Below are 20,725 nucleotides of genomic sequence, written 5' to 3' on the forward strand. Positions count from 1 at the left end.
AAAACATTATATCAGCAGTGTCAGTTCGAAATGGAACGACTGGATGCACAGTGGGATCAGATCCTTGGTGGTGCCGACTGGGAAAGTCTGAAAAAAGCCGGGGAAGCAGCACGGCAAAAGTACAGCTTGGAAACGACCGGAGAAATGCGGCAGAGTGAGCACAGTTTGGAGACAGCCGGAGAAGAGACGGCACATGAATACAGTCCGGAGACAGCGGCGCATACAGACAGCCCGGAAACAGAGGAACAATTTTTGCACAGCCCTCTTGATCCGGATGAGATTGACGACAGCATCTGCGCTCTGTGCGGCGCAGGCGTTTCGCTGGAGGAATATCTTGGCGGCAGAAAGGTAAAGCAAAGTGACTATGAAGCGAAATATCATTCTATTGAAGAATTAAAGAAACAAAAAGAAACGCTGGAACAGGAGCTCGGGCAGACACAGAAGGAAGCAGACGAAGCGAATCAGATTCCGGATAAATATAAGAGGATCCCTGATCCGGACCGTTACCTGACAGAGCTGAATGAAGAGGTGAAAGAACTCGAGGAGAATATCCGCCAGAGCAACGCCCGGAAGAACGAACTCAGCCGGAGCATGGATGAGGTGGCAGCGGAGGAATACGCAGAGCTGTTAGAAGAAAAGGTACAGACCTATGAAAAGACAAGAAAAGCATACCGGCACTGGAAGCACATTTATGAAGTATTTCAGGAACTGAAGGAGCAGAGCAGTGACAATCCGGTGCAGGATATTGAGGATCACTTCCGTAAGTATCTGGCAGAAATATCACAGGATGCCTTGGATGCCTCCATGGACGAGAAGATGGAGATTGATCTGGCAAGCGGAACCCGCCGTCTGACATATGATACGCTTTCGGATGGAACAAAGGATACGATCGCGCTGGCATTCCGGCTGGCAATGTTAGAGCATCTGTTCCCGGAGGGCAACGGTCTGGCGGTGTTTGACGATCCGTTTACGGACATGGATCCGGGGCGTGTACGACAGGCGTGCAGGCTGGTGCAGAAGTTTGCCGAAAGGAATCAGGTCATCTTCACAACCTGCGATAACAAATACGAAGAAATCTTTGGAAACGGACCGGTGAATGTGGTTCATATCGGTGCTGACTAAATCATTTAAGAATCCCCAAAACAGGGGATTCTTTTGTTTTAATAAATGTAAAAGCCTGATTGACGCGATTATATAAATTTGTTATCATAAAGGTAGTAATTCAGGATGGATCGTCCGAACGGACAGAAGGGAGATTACATGAAAAAGAATTTTGGGAAACAAATGAAAAGACGCTGTCTGAGTCTTGCTCTGGTATCAGCACTTGTCATCTGTACACCGGCGGCAGATACGCTTGGTTCCAGTGGGATTCTTCCACAGATCGTACAGAAAGCAAAGGCTGCATCCGGTCAGATCAATGACAATCAGAAGTTAAACAGCGACATTATTGCAGATGCAGCGTTGTTAGCGTATCTGAGAGACAAGACAGGCAAGGGTGACGCAGCAACTGTAAAGGATCTGCGAAGCGCAAATCTCAGAAACATTACAGTCCCGGCGGAGGTACATGACCTGACAGGACTCGGATATGCTCTGAGTATGACGACACTGGACTTGAGCCTGTGTAAAGCAGTTGAGATCAACGAGGATGAGTTTAACGGATGTACGGCATTGACACAGGTAAAGCTTCCGGCGTCAGTGACAAGGATTGACAAGAACGCCTTCAACGGTTGTACATCCCTTGAGACAATTGATCTGTCTCAGGTCGATTATTTTGGAGATTCCGCATTCGGTGGCTGCTCCAAGCTTACCAACGAGTCTGTTGGAAGCATGAAGTCTACTGTGAAGGAAATGGGAACAGCCGTGTTCAGTGGATGTAAGGTGATCACAGAGGCGAAGGTTCCGATTATCACCGGCGAGAATGCACATATGGTGCCGGCACAGATGTTCAATAACTGTGAGATGTTAGAGAATGTTATTTTCTGTGACGACAAGATCACGGGTATTCTCGATCAGGCATTTGCGGCGACAGGAGCATTGACCTTCGGCACGGACAAGAGTAATAAGCTTCCGTCAACCATCGAGTCGGTTGGCCAGGGTGCATTTTCAGCCAGCAAGATCACATCGATCGACCTGAAGCAGACGAAGATGACCTGGATCAGCAAGAATACATTTATGAACAGCCAGCTGGCGGAGGTAACGCTTCCAGATAAGCTGACAGATATCCGTGAGGAGGCATTTGAGAGCTCCCGTATCGAGGAGATCGTTATGCCGAACACGGTGGAGAAGATCGGAGAGGCTTCCTTCCGTTACGCAGGTAATCTGCTTCGTGTAAAGCTTTCCGTAAATATTACAGAGATCCCGCGCTATGCATTCCAGATGGCAGGCTCCCAGCAGTTTACCGGAGACATCGATAACATCACCAACTGGGATGACCTGATCGACGGCATTGAAGGCATGAAAGTAACCTACAATGGCAACGCATCCGACAGCAAGCTGGAGAAGATCGGTGTCAGTGCCTTTAATGCCAGCACGATCTGCAACGAGGACTTTTTAAAGGATCTGACAAAGCTTGATTCGATTGGAGAATTTGCGTTCTCTTATACGGATTTCAAGAAGCTGACAATCCCGGCAAGCGTTACAACGCTTGGAGAATCCTCTTTCGCGGGAATGTATGAGATGAAGTCGGTTGTCTTTGCGAAGGGAAGTAAAGTTACGGAGTTTCCGAAGGAGCTGTTCGGAAGCAGCAAGACAGCAACCGACAAGAAGACATACGCGGATCTGGTACTGGAATCCGTACAGCTTCCGGATGGTCTTGAAAGTATTGGTGAAGACTGCTTCGGTAATTGCTGGTCTTTGGAGACGATCGGTTATTCCGGTAAAATGATCGAAGGTGAGCTTCATTTCCCGGAGACGCTCAAAACCATCGAAAAGAAAGCATTTGAGAACTCCGGATTTTATGAAATTACGAAATACGATGAGGACGGCGTTGGATACGCAGCAAAATATTGTGTCCCTGTTTACCCGGGCGGTTATCGTGCCGTATATATTCCGGATTCCGTCACAACGATCGGTGATGGTGCATTCCAGAACTGTCGTATGATGGAAGAGATCTATTTCGGCGACGGTCTGACAGAGCTGCCGGCAGATGTATGTGCAGGCGCAGGCTCTTATCCATATAAGGAGAATACGACCAGCAAGGTAAGTGAGAAAGACTGCCTTGTGACACCGACACCGGTTCCATCCGGAGAGAACGGAGAACTCGGAAAGACAACATATAACCCGATCACCTTCGTCGGTCTTAAAACCGTAAAGCTTCCGAAGAATGTCAAGACAATTGGCAACAATGCATTTAAAGAGTGTTATGCATTAGAGGGCTTCTATGATCCCGATGCCAATGCAGTGACCGGCGACTTTACCGGTGCACTGGAAGAGATCGGTAACAACGCATTTTTGTCCTGCAAGAGTCTGGAAGATGTTATTTTACCATCCTCTCTTGTAAAGATCGGTGATTACGCATTCGCACAGACCTCACAGGATGTCAGCAGCAGTGTTACTTCGTTAAGTACAAGAAGAAGCGTATCGTTCTACACGCAGTATACGGGACTTGGCAATGTCGATTTCCGATTTGCGGAGAATCTGGAATCCATCGGACGGGGAGCATTCCAGCGTTCCAATATTTCACAGATTGATTTCCGCTCTGAGAAGCTTGAGGAGATTCCGGCAAGCGTCTGCGAGGACTGTTACAATCTGGAGCGCATTTCCATTCCGGATACGGTTAAGAAGATCAGTCAGAATGCATTCCGCAATACATATAAGTTAGACAGCGTGACCGTGCCGCTCTCTTCTGAGTGGTCTGATCAGCTCTTCTCCGGTGTGGCAGGTTATGCGAAGCAGAAGGTAACTGTGATTGCCAATCCGGTTACCAAGGAGAAGAATATTTACCATCAGCAGGAGAACGCCGTTGATTTTAACTGCGTTAAGAATTTCCGTGACATGTCGATCACGGTAACCGATGAGCTGAAGGACAAAAACGATGAGACAGGTGACCTGTTAAATAACGATTCCAACGAGTTTGTTACCGTAAGAAAGGAAGACGACAGCTCCGGAAGATATCAGGCGATCAGCATGTACGGAAAGAAGCAGGGTGACGCGAAAGTGCGTGTCTCCGGTACAATTCGCCTCGAGGGAGATATCCACAGCGAGAACAACACCACAGCGCTCAATGATGCACGTCTGGTGCTGCAGGTTTCACAGCTTTACAATATCCATGTGGCACAGAATCCGATCAGTGTGCTGACACTCTCCGCAGAGCGTCTTGCACAGGAAGCTAAGGAGAATGTGATCTATCTGGAGTACGGTTCTAAGAATGCGGTTGACTTAAAGGCATCCTACATGGGTGAGGACAGCAGCGAGGAGACAACGGACAGCGTAACCTGGATCGTTGACAATGCATCTGTTGCTACGATTGACGGAACACCGATTCCGGCGCAGACAACCACACCGGAGGGGGAGAAGATGGGAATGTCTACCATTAAGCTTCTTCCACAGGCACTTGGCGATACAAAGGTAGTTGCAAAGAGCAGCTCCGAGAAGTCGGCAGAGTGTAAGATCCGTGTCCGGCTTGCTCTGGATCGTATCTCTTTATCCAGAAGAAATGTCGGCATTGATGTCAACAAAGAATTTACACTTTCTGTTGATGAGAATAATTACAGCAAAGATAATGCAAAGCTGCTCGAACAAAATCCGGGCTGTCAGGATGTATATCGTTTCTCCTCAAGCAATGAGGATGTTGTAACAATTGATCCGATCACAGGTAAAGCAAAATCTGTGGCAGAAGGAGAAGCAACGATCAAGGCAGTCAGTCTTGTCAGCGGCAGAAGCGACAGCTGTACCGTGAAGGTGCAGGGGGGATATGTCTCACCGGCAGAGTCCGTGAAGCTTTCAGAAAAGGAACTGACTATTAATGTCGGAGAACAGGCAAGCCTGACCGCAACCGTATTGCCGGAGGATGCCGTTCAGAGCGTGGAGTGGTCAAGCAGCGATGACAAGATCGCAACCGTAGCCGGCGGAGTTGTAACCGGTAAACAGGACGGTACCGTGACAATCAAGGCAAAGGCAGAAAATGGTGTTTCTGCAACCTGTAAAGTTAAGGTAAAGGTTCCTGTTGCATCCGTGACACTGAATAAGACAGAGCTTTTCCTTGAGGTTGGAGGTTCTGAGTCCTTAAAGGCTGAGGTGCTTCCGAAGGAAGCAACCGACAAGAAGATTACCTGGACGACCAGCGATGAAAATATTGCAACGGTAAGCAGCTCCGGTAACGTCAAAGGTGTTAAAGTGGGAAGTGCAACGATTACAGCAACGGCGGACGGTAAGAGTGTGACATGCACTGTTAAGGTTGGTGCGGTCGCTGAATCGGTTGTGATTTCTGCACCACAGAAAAAGGTTGCCGTAGGTGGAACGGTGACACTGACAGCGAGCGTGACTCCGTCCGACGCAAATCAGGCGATCGAATGGAAGTCCAGTGATGAGAAGATTGCTACCGTTGTTAATGGCGTTGTAACCGGTGTAAAGATCGGTGTCTGCAACATTACGGCAAAGGCATCCGGAAGCTCCAAAGAAGCAGTCTGCAAGGTTATCGTAACGGCACCGAAGGTGAAGCTTACGAAGGTAAAGAACGTCAAGAAGAAATCCATCCAGATCAAGTGGAAGAAGATTGCTGATGTGGCAGGCTATCAGGTTTCCTATGGCAAAAAGAAAAAGCTGACCACCGCCAACAGCATCAAGATTAAGAAACTAAAGAAAAAGAAGAAGTATGCGGTAAAAGTAAGAGCTTACACCGTTGTCGATGGAAAGAATGTATACGGCAAATGGAGTAAGGTAAAGAAGGTAAAAATTAAAAAATAATGGGAAATAAATTGAAATTTCTACCAATTTAGGGTTGCAATTTGTCTCAGTTTGGGTATACTAATAATTAGTAATGCGACCTAGTGATATATTAGATATCATGCATTACGATTCCCCCCTCTGAGAATAAAATGTCAGTAAAGAGCTGTTTTCTGTGAATGCAGAAAACAGCTCTTTTACCGTTATCCGGGAAATGCTCCTCCGTTCCATGAAAAATTGCCATCAAGGGGGATTTACAGAATGATTCGGTAAAATACTGCTTGACGAATGCGTATAGTGCGTGTATGATAGATAAGGTTAGTTAAATAAGTAGAACTCTTATTAAGAGTGGTGGAGAGTGAAGGCTCTGTGAAACCACGGCAACCCCATATGTGGAAGGTGCCAATCTGAGCGAGCAATCGAACAATAAGAGGAGTTGAGTGAATCAAGTCCATCTTTTTGATGGATTTTTTTACTTTATAAAACATTGTTATTACAGTAGTCAGGAAACATTGATAAGTTTAGGAGGTACAAGATGGAGAAACGTTTATTTACGTCTGAATCAGTAACCGAGGGACATCCGGATAAAATATGTGACAATATTTCTGACGGAATTTTAGATGCGCTGATGGAGCAGGATCCAATGAGCCGTGTGGCTTGTGAGACCGCTATCACAACAGATTATGTGCTGATCATGGGAGAGATCACCACGAAGGCAAAGGTTGATTACGAGAAGATTGCCAGAGAGACGATCCGTGAGATCGGTTATGATGCTGATGAGAAGGGCTTTAACTGTGATACTTGCCGCGTGAAGGTGCTGCTCGATTCACAGTCGCCGGATATCGCAATGGGTGTCGACAAGGCACTTGAGGCAAGAGAAAACGATATGTCCGATGAGCAGCTCGAGGCGATCGGTGCGGGAGATCAGGGAATGATGTTCGGTTACGCAACCGATGAGACCCCGGAGCTGATGCCATATGCGATTTCACTTGCACACAAGCTGACCAAGCAGCTTACCGGCGTGCGCAAGGACGGCACACTGCCTTATCTTCGTGCAGACGGCAAGAGTCAGGTGACCATAGAATATGATGAGAACGACAAGCCGGTTCATGTCAATGCGGTTGTCATTTCCACACAGCATGCAGAGGAGATTTCCCAGGAGCAGATTCATGAGGACATCAAGAAATATGTGATCGACCCGATTGTTCCGGCAGAGCTGATCGATGAGACAACCAAGGTTTTTATCAATCCGACCGGACGTTTCGTTATCGGTGGACCAAACGGAGACAGCGGACTCACCGGACGTAAGATTATCGTAGACACCTACGGTGGATATGCGCGTCACGGCGGCGGAGCATTTTCCGGTAAGGATTGTACAAAGGTAGACCGTTCTGCAGCCTACGCCGCAAGATATGTTGCCAAGAATATCGTGGCAGCGGGACTTGCAAAGCGCTGTGAGATCCAGCTTTCCTATGCGATTGGTGTCGCACAGCCGACATCTGTTATGGTAGACACCTTTGGAACCGGTAAATTAGACGATCAGAAGCTGGTTGAGATCATCCGCGAAAAATTCGATCTTCGTCCGGCAGGTATCATTAAAATGCTGAATCTGCGCCGTCCGATCTATAAGCAGACCGCTGCTTACGGACACTTCGGAAGAAACGAACTCAACCTCCCATGGGAGCAGACAGACAAAGCAGAGGAACTTCGCAGCTATCTGTAATCTGCTTGACATATTGTCTCAAAAAGTATAAAATTAAATCGTTGTATTGTGCTTAAAATATACAACGAAATCATATAAGGAGGTGTCCTTTTCGATGTCACCGGTAGCATATATTATTATTGCTATTGTTGTTCTATTGGTTGGGATTATCGTTACCGCGCTTGTCACAAAAAAGGTGGCTGTAGACAGTTACATTAAGTCAGAGGAGCAGCAGCTTGGTTCTGCACAGGACAGAGCGAAGCAGATTGTTGATGAAGCTCTGAAGAATGCAGAGACTACAAAGCGCGAAGCATTGCTTGAGGCGAAGGAGGAAGCGATCAAGACAAAGAATGAAATTGAGCGCGAATCCAAGGAACGCCGTGCAGAACTTCAGCGATATGAAGAACGAGTATTGTCGAAAGAGGAATCTCTGGATAAAAAATCAGGACAGCTGGAAAGAAAAGAGGCAGCCCTTAACAAAAAGGATGCAAGTCTTGATGCCCTCAAGGAAGAGTTAGAGCATGCAAAGGAAGAGAATCTGCATAAGCTTGAGGAAATTTCCGGCTTAACTTCTGAACAAGCGAAAGAATATCTTTTAAAATCTGTTGAAGAAGAAGTAAAACATGAAACAGCAGTTCTTGTAAAAGAACTGGATCGTAAGGCGAAGGAAGAAGCGGACAAGAGAGCAAAGGATTATGTAGTCAATGCTATTCAGCGGTGTGCGGCTGATCATGCGGCAGAGACTACGATATCAGTTGTCCAGCTGCCGAACGATGAAATGAAGGGACGGATCATCGGACGTGAGGGACGTAATATCCGTACTCTTGAGCAGCTTACAGGTGTTGATCTGATCATTGATGACACACCGGAGGCAGTTATCATATCTGCATTCGACGGAGTAAGACGTGAGGTAGCACGTGTTGCTTTGGAGAAGCTTATAGTAGATGGTCGAATTCATCCTGCACGGATTGAGGAAACAGTCATTAAGGCTCAGAAGGAAGTTGAGTCAATGATCCGCGAGGAAGGTGAGGCTGCGACACTTGAGGTGGGTGTTCACGGCATTGATCCGGAGTTGATCCGTTTATTAGGACGAATGAAGTTCAGAACCAGTTATGGACAGAATGCGTTAAAGCATTCGATCGAGGTGGCGCATTTATCCGGTCTGCTTGCGGCAGAGCTTGGTGAGAATGTCCGTATCGCAAAGAGAGCTGGTTTGTTACATGATATAGGTAAGGCAGTTGATCAGGAGATTGAGGGAACGCATATCCAGATCGGTGCAGACCTGTGTCGCAAGTATAAAGAATCAAAGGTTGTTATCAATGCCGTGGAAGCACACCATGGTGATGTAGAGCCGGAGTCAATTATTGCATGCATCGTTCAGGCTGCAGATGCTATTTCTGCGGGAAGACCGGGAGCACGCCGTGAGACTTTGGAGACCTACACAAACAGATTAAAACAGTTAGAGGATATTTCGAATAGCTATGAAGGCGTAGAGAAATCATATGCCATTCAGGCTGGACGTGAGGTGCGGGTTATGGTCGTACCGAGTCAGGTAAGTGACGATGATATGGTACTTATGGCGCGGGATATTTCCAAGCGGATAGAGTCTGAATTAAAGTATCCGGGTCAGATTATGGTTAATGTGATTCGGGAATCCAGAGTTACCGATTATGCAAAGTAGACACAACAATATCTAGAATTAGAAATCGTCACGGATTAATTTCCGTGACGTTTTTTTCGCTGTAAGGGGAGATTCCGGAGACAGCGGAAACACTTCGCAACAAATCTTAACACGAGGTGAGAATATGCAGATCATTCGTGCGGCAGCCACTGACACAGTCAAGGGGAATGCCGCGTATGAAATACATGATAAAAGAAAAGAAACAGGTCGGCAAAGGTCTGACAGGCATGATCCGGAGAAGGCAGGAACATTGTCGGAGGAGGCATCGTTACAACGAGGGCGGTATGGTCTGGCGGTGGATGTCGGGACTACAACTGTAGTCATGGAACTGTATGAGCATATCTCCGGTCAGAGGCTTTCCGGTCTTTCCCGTAGGAACAGTCAGACACTTCTTGGGGCAGATGTGATGATGCGTCTGATGCATTGCCAGAGAGGGCAGCAGGCTAAGCTGGAAAAACTGATCAGACAACAGCTTGAGGAGATGGCGGAGGAGATCTGTGCGGGTTTTTGCGAGCCGGAGCAGGTTGAACGGATCGTGGCAGTCGGCAACACAACGATGTGTCATATCCTTCTGGGGCAGGATACGTCAGGGTTGTCTGGCAGTCCGTTTTGCCCGGCATACCGTGGTATATTCCGGTGCCAGGGAAGTAAGCTTGGCATGAAACGGCTGAGGGAAGCACAGGTGATCGTTCCGGCCGGGATTGATGCACATGTCGGAGCGGATGCGGTGGCGGTGATCAGCTCACTGAATTTCATGGAAGCGCCGGGCAATGTGCTTGCTGTTGATATCGGTACGAATGCAGAGATTGCACTGAGCAGCCATGGCAGGCTCACAACCTGCTCGGCACCGGCGGGACCGGCATTTGAGGGAGCGCAGATCGAGCAGGGGATGCGTGGTGAACCCGGAGCAATTGCAGGTGTAAAGATTGCCAGACAGATTGGCAACATTCTGTTAGACGTGATCCCCGGACCGGGCAGGGAACCGCTTTTCGTAAAGGGAATCTGCGGCTCCGGTCTGATCGATGCAGTAGCGGCTCTGCGCCAGTGTAATGTGATACGGCAGGATGGGTATCTTTTGCAGTCTCCGAGCGAGGAGAAGCTGCCACCGTTTCTTGCAGAGCGCATCACCGACAAAGGCTTTATGCTGTATCAGAGTCCGGAGGGAAAGCATGTGTATCTGACCCAGAAGGACATCAGACAGTTTCAGCTTGCCAAGGCATCGGTGCAGGCGGGAATTGAGATGCTTTTACGACGGCAGGAGATCACGCTGGCGCAGGTAGATACGTTATATATTGCCGGTGTGTTTGGCGGCCACATTTCCAAGAGAAATGCTGTGCTGACAGGATTATTCCCGGACATTGCACCGGAGAAGCTTGTGATTGCCGGGAATGCTGCCGGGAAAGGAGCTGCACAGGCACTTCTGTCGGAGACATTTCTTGAACAGACAGAATGGATCGGCAGCCATGCCGGTCATGTGGAGCTGGCACAGCAGGAAGAATTTCAACAGCAGTTTATGGATGCCATGGCAATTGTGCCGTGGTAGTTATTAACAATAGGATGCAAGGGTCAGAAGCGACCCGGCAAGCAGTTTTGTTTGCAAATATACAGAACCATCGATGTTTGCGGACAATGAAAGGAGAGTATATGAAGGTTGGATTTATCGGAGCAGGCAACATGGCAACTGCAATGATCGGAGGAATGCTTCAGAAGGGATTGTTGCAGGCGGAGGATATTATTGCGTCCTCTGCCACGCAGAAGACGGCAGACAAAGTGGCTGAGCAGTTTGGAATAAAGACCACATTAGACAACAGGGAAGTCGCAAAGGCAGACATTGTGATCCTTGCGATCAAGCCAATCTACTGTGAGCAGGTCATTAAGGAAATTCGCGATGAGATCCGTGAAGATCAGATCATCGTGACGATCGTTGCCGGAAGATCGCTGCAGTGGCTTGCTGATACCTTTGGAAAACCGCTTAAGCTGATCAGGACTATGCCAAATACGCCGGCACTTGTCGGGGAGGCAGTGACAGCACTCTGCCCGGGGGAGCTGGTAAGCACAGAAGAGACTGAGAAGGTCTGCAAGCTGTTCAGGGGCTTTGGTAAAGCAGAGGTCGTTGGTGAGCATCTGATGGATGCAGTTGTTGCGGTCAGCGGAAGCTCTCCGGCATATGTTTTTATGTTTATTGAGGCGATGGCAGATGCAGCTGTTGCAGAGGGAATGCCGCGTGCGCAGGCATATCAGTTTGCGGCACAGTCTGTACTCGGAAGTGCCAGGATGGTATTGGAGACAGGAAAGCATCCGGGTGAGTTAAAGGATATGGTATGTTCCCCGGCAGGAACAACGATTGCCGGAGTGTGCAAGCTCGAGGAAAAGGGATTTCGCAGCAGTGTCATGGAGTGCATGAAGGCGTGTGCGGAGAAGTCCCGCAATATGTAGCATAAGGTATAATCATGGGATGGATGTCGTATATATACATTGAGTCTGCGAGCCTTGTTGACAGGGGAGCGTGTTCATGGAGAGAAATATATGGCATCATAATATCAGAAAATATGTTATCCTTATCAAAGCAGGACTGGTCGCTTTGTTGATCGTGGCGGGACTTTGGTGTGCGGAGTATCAGAACCGCTGGCAGAGCCGGATGGACAATGCACAGGAGCTGATGCAGGATCTTAGGAAGCAGGATGCCGAAGCACTGTTTCCGAAGCTCTGGCAGGACGCCAGATGCTTTCCGGTGCGAAGCAGTGACAGTACGCGGCAAAACGGAGGCACACAGCGGGAAAACGGTGGTTCACGGCAAAGCGGCGGCACACAGCAGGAAAACGGTGGTTTGCGGCAAAGAGGAGGTTCACAGCAAAACGGCAGTTTGTCGAAAAGCTGGGGCTTTGATGATGGATATGGAGAGGGAAGAAGCTACGGCGGCAGCAGACGTCATGAGGGGATTGATATTATGGCGGTCGATGCCGATGCCGGAGAATTAGAGGTGCAATCCGTTTCGGATGGTACGGTCGAGCAGATGGGATGGCTCGAGTTAGGAGGATACCGGGTTGGTATCCGGAGTCCGGGAGGTTTATATTTTTATTATGCACATCTGGATTCGTACGCAGCAGGTCTTCAAAAAGGAGATACTGTCAAGGCGGGAACCCTGCTTGGCTATATGGGGGACACCGGATACGGGCAGGAGGGTACACGGGGAAAGTTCCCGGTGCATCTTCATTTTGGCGTTTATTATGACAAAAACGGAGAAGAGAAAACAATAGACCCATACCGGCTTTTGCGGTGTCTGGAAACGAAACTATGAAAAGGGGATGAGACAGGCAATGGAAATTCAACTGTGGAGGGAAATATTAGATCCGTACCGGCAGGCGGTCGATGAACTGACGGTCAAATTTGAACATATGATCGAGGAACATCACAATGCAGGACTGTATTGCCCGATCGTGCAGGTCAGCGGACGTGTCAAAAAGATATCCAGTATTCTCGAGAAATGTCAGCGTAAAAACGTGCCGATGGAGGAGCTGGAGGAAAAGATCGAGGATATTGCAGGAATCCGTATTATCTGCCAGTTTGTAGAGGATATCGAGAAGGTAGTGGAGATCATCCGCAAACGCAGCGATGTGATCATCAAAAAGGAAAAGGATTACATTACGAACAGCAAAGAAAGTGGTTACCGCAGCTATCATGTGATCGCGTACTATACCGTGCAGACGATCAACGGACCGAAGAATCTGGAGGTGGAGATCCAGATCCGGACGCTTGCCATGAACTTCTGGGCAATTATCGAGCATTCCCTGCAGTACAAATACAAAGAAAACATGCCGGACGAGGTCAGAGGACGTCTGCTTCGTGCTGCCAAGGCGGTGGACGCACTTGATATGGAAATGTCGTCAGTGCGCGATGAGATCATGGATGCACAGAATTCCAACAGGCGGCGGGCAAGCATTGTCAGTGATATACTGAACAATATTGAGAACCTTTACCGGACGATGAATAAGCGCGAGGTTGGCAAGATACAGGATGAGTTTTTCCGGGTATATCAGTCAGACGATGTTGCGCTGTTAGAGCGTTTCAACCGTCAGCTCGATGTGCTGTCTGAGTCTTACCGGGCGCAGAGCTTAGATTGATCAAAGAGATTGGAAGGATAACGAACAGATGACAGTCACATTACCACAGCAGTTTCAGGATACGATGAGAGAGCTGCTTGCAGAGGAATATCAGGACTATATAAAAAGCATGGAGGAGCCCTCGCATACGGCGCTCAGGGTCAATACGCACAAAATATCACTGACGGAGTTTGCAGAGCTTTGTCCGTTTGCATCGGAGCCTGTGGCGTGGGAACCGAAGGGCTTTTATTATGACAGTACCGGTGCGGCGGTGTCGAAGCACCCGTATTACTATGCCGGTCTGTATTATATACAGGAGCCAAGTGCCATGATCCCGGCAAAGCTGCTTCCGGTGGAGAAGGGCGACCGTGTTCTGGACCTGTGTGCCGCACCGGGAGGAAAGGCAACGGAGCTTGCGTCAAAGCTGGACGGAAGCGGTATTCTGGTGGCGAATGATATCAGCGTTTCCAGAGCAATGGCGCTTGCCAAGAATCTTCAGGTGGCAGGAACCACGAATGCGGTTGTGACTGCCGAAACACCGGAGAAGCTGGCAGATACACTGCCGGAGTTTTTTGACAAGGTGTTGATCGATGCACCATGCTCCGGAGAGGGAATGTTTCGTCGTGATCCGTCCATGGTTAAAAGCTGGCTTGCACACGGACCGGAATATTATGTGCCGATCCAGACGCAGATCCTGGAGCAGGCATACCGTCTTCTGGTGGAAGGCGGCGATATGGTATATTCTACCTGTACATTCTCTCCGCTGGAGGATGAGGGGATGATTCAGTCCTTCCTGGACAGGCATCCGGACATGATGATCTGTGATGTGGAGCGCTGTCCGGGCTACTCAGAAGGTATGCCGGAGTGGATCGACGGCGGTGATGAGAGCTTACGCAAATGCGTTCGTATCTTTCCGCACCGTGCCGGAGGAGAAGGTCACTTTGCAGTGCTTCTGCACAAGGCGGGAGATCCGGATGAAAAACGCATGACCTCGCTTGCGGAAGAGACCGGTGTTGGAGCGGATGGAAAGCGCATCACCTCCTTTGCGGAAGAGACCGGTGTTGGAGCGGATGGAAAGTGCATCACCTCCTTTGCGGATGAGACCGGCAACGGAGCGCGTGAGGAAAACACCTTTGCTAAGAAAAGCAAAGGCAGAAAGAAGAAATCCTCCCGCAGGGATGATGGACGCGACCGTGGATTGGGAGACAGACGGAAGGGGCAGGAGGAGCCGGAAAGCTTTTTTAAATCGCTGTCTTCGTCAGCACCATTTACAGAAAAGGATCTGTCCCGGAAAAAGGACACCTACCTTATCGAAGCACTGCATCAGAATGAGATGAAAGGTCTTCGGATGGTGTCTGGCGGTCTGATCTTTGGAACAGACAAGAACGGCAGGTTCGAGCCGTCTGCGCAGCTTGCGCTGGCAATGAGGCAGGAGGATTATGTGCAGCGGATCAATCTTACCGCCTCGGACGAGCGTGCCGTGCGGTATCTGAAGGGTGAAACAATCCTTTCCGACTGCATGGACAAGGGCTATGTGCTGGTGTGTGTGGATGGTTTTCCGCTGGGCTGGTGCAAGTGCAATGGTTCCGGTACCTTGAAGAACAAATATTATCCCGGTTGGCGCATGCAGTAAAACAGACGCACAACACCGGCAAGGAAATCGACGTACCGTTTTGCGGACGGGACAAGCTTATATCCGCTGATCGCGAAAAAGACAAAATGGAGGAAAATTATGCTGGAAAAAGGAAGCTTTGAGTATATCAACAAGAAGAAAAAACGGAAGATCATTATGGTAATTGCGATCATTGTGATCGCATTGGCAATCTTTGGAGTCGGACTGTTACTGAACAAAATGTCGAGGGCAAATATTTTTACGGTGCTTGCGATCCTTTGTGTGCTTCCGTGGGCGAAGCAGCTTGTCGCACTGATCGTATTATTTCCATATCACAGTGTGAGCAGGGAACGCTACGAGAAGGCAAAGGAGTGCGTTCAGGCAAATGGTCTGCCGGATGTGAAGCTGTATACGGATCTTGTGATCACTTCTCCGGAGAAGGTGATGAATCTGGATTTTGCGGTTGTGGGAGCCGGTCATGTGATCGCACTGGTCGGCAAGAGTGGTCAGGACGTAGAATATATCCGGAACTATCTGACTAACGGAGTACACCAGTGGGGCGATTTTCAGGTGCAGATCGTCACCAGTGAGAAGCTGTTTCGCAAGGAGACAGAGCGGATGCAGGAGCATGCGGTGACAGAGGACGAGGCAGAAAATGTAGATTCCTATATCCGGTCACTGATCGTATAGAAAACGGATAAAGCAATGAACAGAGAGCAGATCAGAATGGAGAGATAAATGCGCGTATTAAAAGTAAGTGTCCAGGAAGAGGGACAGAGGCTGGATCGTATGCTGGCGAAATATATGCAGCTTGCTCCGCGGAGCTTTTTCTATAAAATGCTGCGCAAGAAGAACATTAAGCTCAACGGCAAAAAGGCAGATGGTTCCGAGAAGGTTGCTGAGGGGGATGAGATTACACTGTATCTTGCCGATGACACGATCGATGGCTTCCGCAAGCAGAGTACAGCCCGTGAGGAGAATGCGAAACAGCCGGAGAAGCCACAGATGAAGATCGAGGTTGTCTATGAGGATTCCGATATTCTTGTGTTAAATAAACCGGTCGGTGTTCTGTCCCAAAAAGCGGACAGAAAAGATTATTCTCTTGTGGAGTGGCTGGGGGATTATCTGGGACAGACATCAGGACAAACCTTCCGTCCCGGCATCTGCAACCGTCTTGACCGCAACACCAGTGGTCTTGTTGTGGCGGGCAAAAGCGTGCGCGGTCTTCAGTGGATGAATGAGATGTTTCGCACCAGAGCACTGGAGAAATATTATCTCTGTCTTGTACATGGAGCACTGTCGGTGGAGCAGAGCCTCCACGGTTATCTGAAAAAGGACGAAAAGAAAAATAAGGTTATGGTGCTTCGCAGACCGGAGGCGGGTGCAGTGGAGATTGAGACGAAATATAAGCCGCTGCAGACCGTCCGCTGGGGGGGAGAAGCATACACGCTGTTAAAGATCCACCTGATCACCGGAAAGTCCCACCAGATCCGTGCGCATCTGGCAAGTATCGGTCATCCGGCAGTGGGGGATACCAAGTACGGTATTCCGGGAGGACAGGCAGAGAAAACATTTCATCTGCGCAGCCAGCTTCTGCATGCATGGCAGTTAAAGCTTGGGGATGCAGACATTCTGCCACAGACCTATCATGGAAGGAGCTTTCAGGCAGAGCCGCCGGCGAAATTTAAGAATGTGCTCGAGAGGATGGGGTTTGCGCCGGCCGCGGACCGGTAAGACAGCTTCCCACTAAGAAAGGCAGGAGAGAATATGGCTTCATGGAATTCCAGAGGACTTCGAGGTTCTATGCTGGAGGAATCCCTGAATATGACCAATGAAAAGTACCGCAGAGAAAAGCTGGCACTGGTACAGAAGATTCCAACGCCGATCACGCCGATGGAATTTGACAAGGAACACCATCATATTACACTTGCGTATTTTGAACAGAAAAGTACCGTGGATTATCTGGGAAATGTACAGGGAATCCCGATCTGTTTTGATGCAAAGGAATGCGCGGTCGATACATTTCCGCTGCAGAATATTCATGAGCATCAGGTGAATTTTATGACCGAATTTGAACAGCAGGATGGCATTTCATTTCTGATCATTTATTTCAGCCATTGCAATGAATATTATTATGTGCCGTACCGGGATATGATGCGGTTCTGGAACCGTGCAGAGGCGGGAGGACGCAAAAGCTTCCGGCGGGAGGAGCTGGATCAGAGCTACCGTATCCGGGTGCAGGGAGAGGTATTTGTTCATTATCTGGAGATGCTGCAGCGGGATCTGGATGGCAGAGAGGACTGAAAATGGTGCGAAGCCCCGAATATACAGGGATTTGCGATATTATACCATATATTGTGGTTAGACTGTTGTAGAATACAATATGTTGCTATGTTTATATTGACACGTATCATTGGATATGCTAACATTGTTATTGTGACCTGGAAAGGAATACCGGGTCACAATTTTATGTATATCGTTATCAGATAAGGCAGGTTGAGGAGAATGAAAATTATAAAAAGAAGCGGGACAGAGACAGTCTTTGATATCACAAAGATCACGGCAGCGATCACAAAAGCTAATAAGGAGATCCCAACAAGCGATCGTCTTTCATTACAGCAGATTCAGGAGATTTCAGACAATGTCGAGCAGATGTGTCTGGAGATGAGGCGTTCACCAAGCGTGGAGGAGATTCAGGATATGGTGGAGAACCAGATCATGAACAAGCGTGCATTTGCACTGGCGCGAAAGTATATCACCTATCGTTATACGAGAGCCCTCGTCCGAAAGTCCAATTCGACGGATGACCAGATCTTAAGTCTTCTCGAGTGCAATAACGAGGAGGTCAAGCAGGAAAATTCCAACAAGAATCCAACGGTCAACAGTGTTCAGAGGGATTACATGGCAGGAGAGGTCAGCAAGGATATCACCAAGCGTTTTCTGTTGCCGGAGGATATCGTTCATGCACATGAACAGGGAGTCATTCATTTTCATGACTCTGATTATTTTGCACAGCATATGCACAACTGCTGTCTTGTGAATCTGGAGGACATGCTGCAGAACGGCACTGTGATCAGCGAGACTGCGATTGAGCGGCCGAAGAGTTTCTCAACCGCCTGTAACATAGCGACACAGAGCATCGCCCAGATCGCCAGCTCCCAGTATGGTGGACAGAGCATCAGTCTGGCACATCTGGCACCGTTTGTCGATGTGAGTCGTCAGAAGTTCCGCCGGATCGTGCGGGAGGAGTTTGAGGCATCCGGCGTCAATGCAACGGAGGAGCAGATCAATAAGGTTGCCGAGCTTCGTGTTCTTGATGAGATCAAGAAAGGTGTACAGATGATTCAGTATCAGGTGATCACGCTGATGACCACCAACGGACAGGCACCGTTTGTTACGGTGTTTATGTATCTGGACGAGGTGCCGGAGGGCAAGGTGCGTGATGATCTGGCACTTGTGACAGAGGAGATCTTAAGACAGCGTATTCTCGGTGTCAAAAATGAGAAGGGCGTATATATCACACCGGCATTCCCGAAGCTGATCTACGTGCTGGAGGAAGACAATGTCAGAGAGGGCAGTAAGTACTGGTATCTGACAAAGCTTGCCGCAGAGTGTACCGCAAAGAGAATGGTGCCGGATTATATTTCCGAGAAGAAGATGCTTGAGCTCAAGGTTGACAAGAACGGTGAGGGCCACTGCTATCCATGCATGGGCTGTCGTTCCTTCCTCACGCCTTATGTGGATGAGAATAATAAACCGAAGTATTACGGAAGATTTAATCAGGGCGTTGTCACCGTCAATCTGGTGGATATTGCATGCTCCTCCGGTGGAGACATGGATAAGTTCTGGGAGATCTTCGATGAGAGAATGGCACTCTGCAAAAAGGCATTGATGTGCCGTCATGACAGGCTCAAGGGAACACCGTCCGATGTGGCGCCGATCCTCTGGCAGTACGGCGCACTGGCAAGATTGAAGAAGGGCGAGACGATCGATAAGCTGCTGTACGGCGGTTATTCTACGATTTCCTTAGGCTATGCAGGTCTTTGCGAGTGTACAAGATATATGACCGGAAAGTCCCACACGGATCCAAGTGCGACTCCGTTTGCACTTGAGGTTATGAAGCGTCTGAATGCGGCATGTGCGAGGTGGAAGGAAGAGGAGAATATTGACTTCAGCCTTTACGGTACACCGCTCGAGTCCACAACCTATAAGTTTGCCAAGTGTCTGCAGAAGCGGTTTGGCGTGATCAAGGGTGTGACCGATAAGAACTACATTACGAACAGCTATCACGTACATGTGACAGAGCCGATCGATGCATTCGAGAAGCTGAAGTTTGAGGCGCAGTTCCAGGAGCTTTCTCCGGGCGGTGCGATCAGCTATGTCGAGGTGCCGAATATGACGGACAATATCGATGCGGTACTTAGCGTGATGCAGTATATTTACGAGCATATCATGTATGCAGAGTTAAATACCAAGAGTGATTACTGTCAGGAATGCGGCTATAACGGCGAGATCCGGATTGTCACCGATGAGGATGGCAAGCTGATCTGGAAATGTCCGAACTGCGGCAATACTGACCAGAACAAAATGAACGTTGCAAGACGAACCTGCGGATACATCGGAACGCAGTTCTGGAATCAGGGAAGAACCCAGGAGATCAAGGAAAGAGTTCTCCATCTGTAAATAGAATTTGAAACCAAAAAGCTCCGGCGGCTGATCACCTTTCCCGAGAATGGGGAATGTGTGATCCGGTCTGCCGGAGCTTTTGAAATACTGCGGTATGCTTGTCTGACTAAGATTTACTTTTCGGAATGCTCATTTTCGGAAGTCTGCAACAGGAAATCCTTCAGGCGGATCGCAATCCGCTTGTGTCCCGTTTTATGGATAGACTGTGGGATAAACTTCAAAGTAGGGAACGCCTGCATGATACGTTTATTGCCAAAGAAAGGATTCTTTTTCTGGAAAGCAGCATGACGTTCCTTGTATTCGCGGAAGCGAGCCTCGATATCGGCAAGCTTGGAATCCTCGCCGATATGGTTTGCCTTCAGTTCCTCGAGACGTTTTAGGAAGTTCTCGGCACGTTCGTTCTGCGTGTGGATCTTTGAGAAGATCGTCTGGCGCAGCGGGCTGAAGCGTTCCTCCTCAAGCTGTGCCACCAGCTCGTCCCGGAAATGGTACAGAGCCTCCAGCTGGCTGCGGAAGTTGATCGTTGAGATTACGGTGTATGTCAGGTCACAGGCGGCGATCACGGTGACAACGATCAGAAGGATCATGCCGGTGCGGTAAGGAATCGCATTGATGATCGATGAGACTGCCGGCTGCAGAAAATCAAACGCAAGCAGGGAAAGGAAGCCCCAGAACATGGACGGTACAAGTGCGATGCGTCCCTCGAAGTTGTAAGGATCCCGGCTGTAATCCCACCACTGTGCGTGGAACAGCTTCTCCATACCCCATGAGGTAAAATACTCAATCGCCGTGGCGAGAAGCATGCCGCCCAGATACAGCAGGGACGGGTGCGGCTCCAGAGGACGCAGAAACACATACACGATCGTTCCGCCAAAGCCGTAGAGCGGCAGTAGTGGTCCGACCAGAAAACCGCGGTTGATCACCTTATGCTCCTTCAGAGAACAGAAGGAACATTCGTAGATCCAGCCAAAGAAGCTGTATAAATAAAAATCCATCAGAATAAAATACCATGATAAGCCTAAAAACATATCTTCACCTCATATATTTATGTCGTTTCGCTT

Annotated in this window: 14 protein-coding genes and 1 riboswitch; of the genes, 13 read left to right on the forward strand and 1 reads right to left on the reverse strand. The window is 48.9% G+C overall.

Annotated elements, in window-relative coordinates; all coding sequences use genetic code 11:
• The 13 genes from ACZLMD_RS09860 to nrdD all read left to right on the forward strand — a co-directional run.
• The coding region (locus ACZLMD_RS09860; RefSeq protein WP_489495640.1) for an ATP-binding protein at window positions 1–1,122 on the forward strand (1,122 nt) is incomplete at its 5' end.
• A gap of 138 nt (window positions 1,123–1,260) precedes the next feature.
• Window positions 1,261–5,904: a leucine-rich repeat protein gene (locus tag ACZLMD_RS09865; protein WP_489495641.1), complete on the forward strand. Its 4,644-nt coding sequence runs from the start codon at window positions 1,261–1,263 to the stop codon at window positions 5,902–5,904.
• A 315-nt stretch (window positions 5,905–6,219) separates the two neighbouring features.
• Window positions 6,220–6,316: riboswitch (SAM riboswitch) on the forward strand.
• 102 nt (window positions 6,317–6,418) lie between these two features.
• Window positions 6,419–7,606, forward strand: coding sequence for a methionine adenosyltransferase (metK, locus tag ACZLMD_RS09870; RefSeq protein ID WP_486817957.1), 1,188 nt, complete (start codon window positions 6,419–6,421; stop codon window positions 7,604–7,606).
• A 94-nt stretch (window positions 7,607–7,700) separates the two neighbouring features.
• Complete coding sequence (rny, locus tag ACZLMD_RS09875) at window positions 7,701–9,266, forward strand: ribonuclease Y (protein ID WP_022306005.1); 1,566 nt, start codon at window positions 7,701–7,703, stop codon at window positions 9,264–9,266.
• A gap of 124 nt (window positions 9,267–9,390) precedes the next feature.
• Complete coding sequence (locus tag ACZLMD_RS09880; protein ID WP_489495642.1) at window positions 9,391–10,809, forward strand: ASKHA domain-containing protein; 1,419 nt, start codon at window positions 9,391–9,393, stop codon at window positions 10,807–10,809.
• A gap of 101 nt (window positions 10,810–10,910) precedes the next feature.
• Window positions 10,911–11,702, forward strand: coding sequence for a pyrroline-5-carboxylate reductase (gene proC / locus ACZLMD_RS09885; RefSeq protein WP_118560806.1), 792 nt, complete (start codon window positions 10,911–10,913; stop codon window positions 11,700–11,702).
• Window positions 11,703–11,778: 76 nt separating this feature from the next.
• Window positions 11,779–12,564, forward strand: a complete 786-nt coding sequence (locus tag ACZLMD_RS09890; protein ID WP_489495643.1) for a M23 family metallopeptidase — start codon at window positions 11,779–11,781, stop codon at window positions 12,562–12,564.
• Window positions 12,565–12,583: 19 nt separating this feature from the next.
• The gene (locus ACZLMD_RS09895) at window positions 12,584–13,387 is read left to right on the forward strand and encodes a GTP pyrophosphokinase (RefSeq protein WP_022306001.1); all 804 of its coding nucleotides are present in this window, start codon (window positions 12,584–12,586) and stop codon (window positions 13,385–13,387) included.
• Between the two features lie 28 nt (window positions 13,388–13,415).
• Window positions 13,416–14,999, forward strand: a complete 1,584-nt coding sequence (locus ACZLMD_RS09900; protein ID WP_489495644.1) for an RsmB/NOP family class I SAM-dependent RNA methyltransferase — start codon at window positions 13,416–13,418, stop codon at window positions 14,997–14,999.
• Between the two features lie 99 nt (window positions 15,000–15,098).
• Window positions 15,099–15,668: a hypothetical protein gene (locus tag ACZLMD_RS09905; protein ID WP_022305999.1), complete on the forward strand. Its 570-nt coding sequence runs from the start codon at window positions 15,099–15,101 to the stop codon at window positions 15,666–15,668.
• Window positions 15,669–15,716: 48 nt separating this feature from the next.
• Complete coding sequence (locus ACZLMD_RS09910; RefSeq protein WP_022305998.1) at window positions 15,717–16,712, forward strand: RluA family pseudouridine synthase; 996 nt, start codon at window positions 15,717–15,719, stop codon at window positions 16,710–16,712.
• A 33-nt stretch (window positions 16,713–16,745) separates the two neighbouring features.
• Window positions 16,746–17,282 carry a Holliday junction resolvase RecU gene (locus ACZLMD_RS09915; RefSeq protein WP_022305997.1) on the forward strand — a complete coding sequence of 179 codons (537 nt, stop codon included), beginning with the start codon at window positions 16,746–16,748 and terminating at the stop codon, window positions 17,280–17,282.
• Window positions 17,283–17,483: 201 nt separating this feature from the next.
• Entirely contained in the window at window positions 17,484–19,661 is a 2,178-nt protein-coding gene (gene nrdD / locus ACZLMD_RS09920) for an anaerobic ribonucleoside-triphosphate reductase (protein ID WP_022305996.1), read from the forward strand.
• Window positions 19,662–19,777: 116 nt separating this feature from the next.
• Here the strand turns inward: nrdD and ACZLMD_RS09925 are convergent, their stop codons facing one another.
• Window positions 19,778–20,692, reverse strand: coding sequence for a putative ABC transporter permease (locus ACZLMD_RS09925; protein ID WP_022305995.1), 915 nt, complete (start codon window positions 20,690–20,692; stop codon window positions 19,778–19,780).
• Between the last annotated feature and the right edge of the window lie 33 nt (window positions 20,693–20,725).

Source organism: Jutongia sp., from assembly GCF_057878315.1.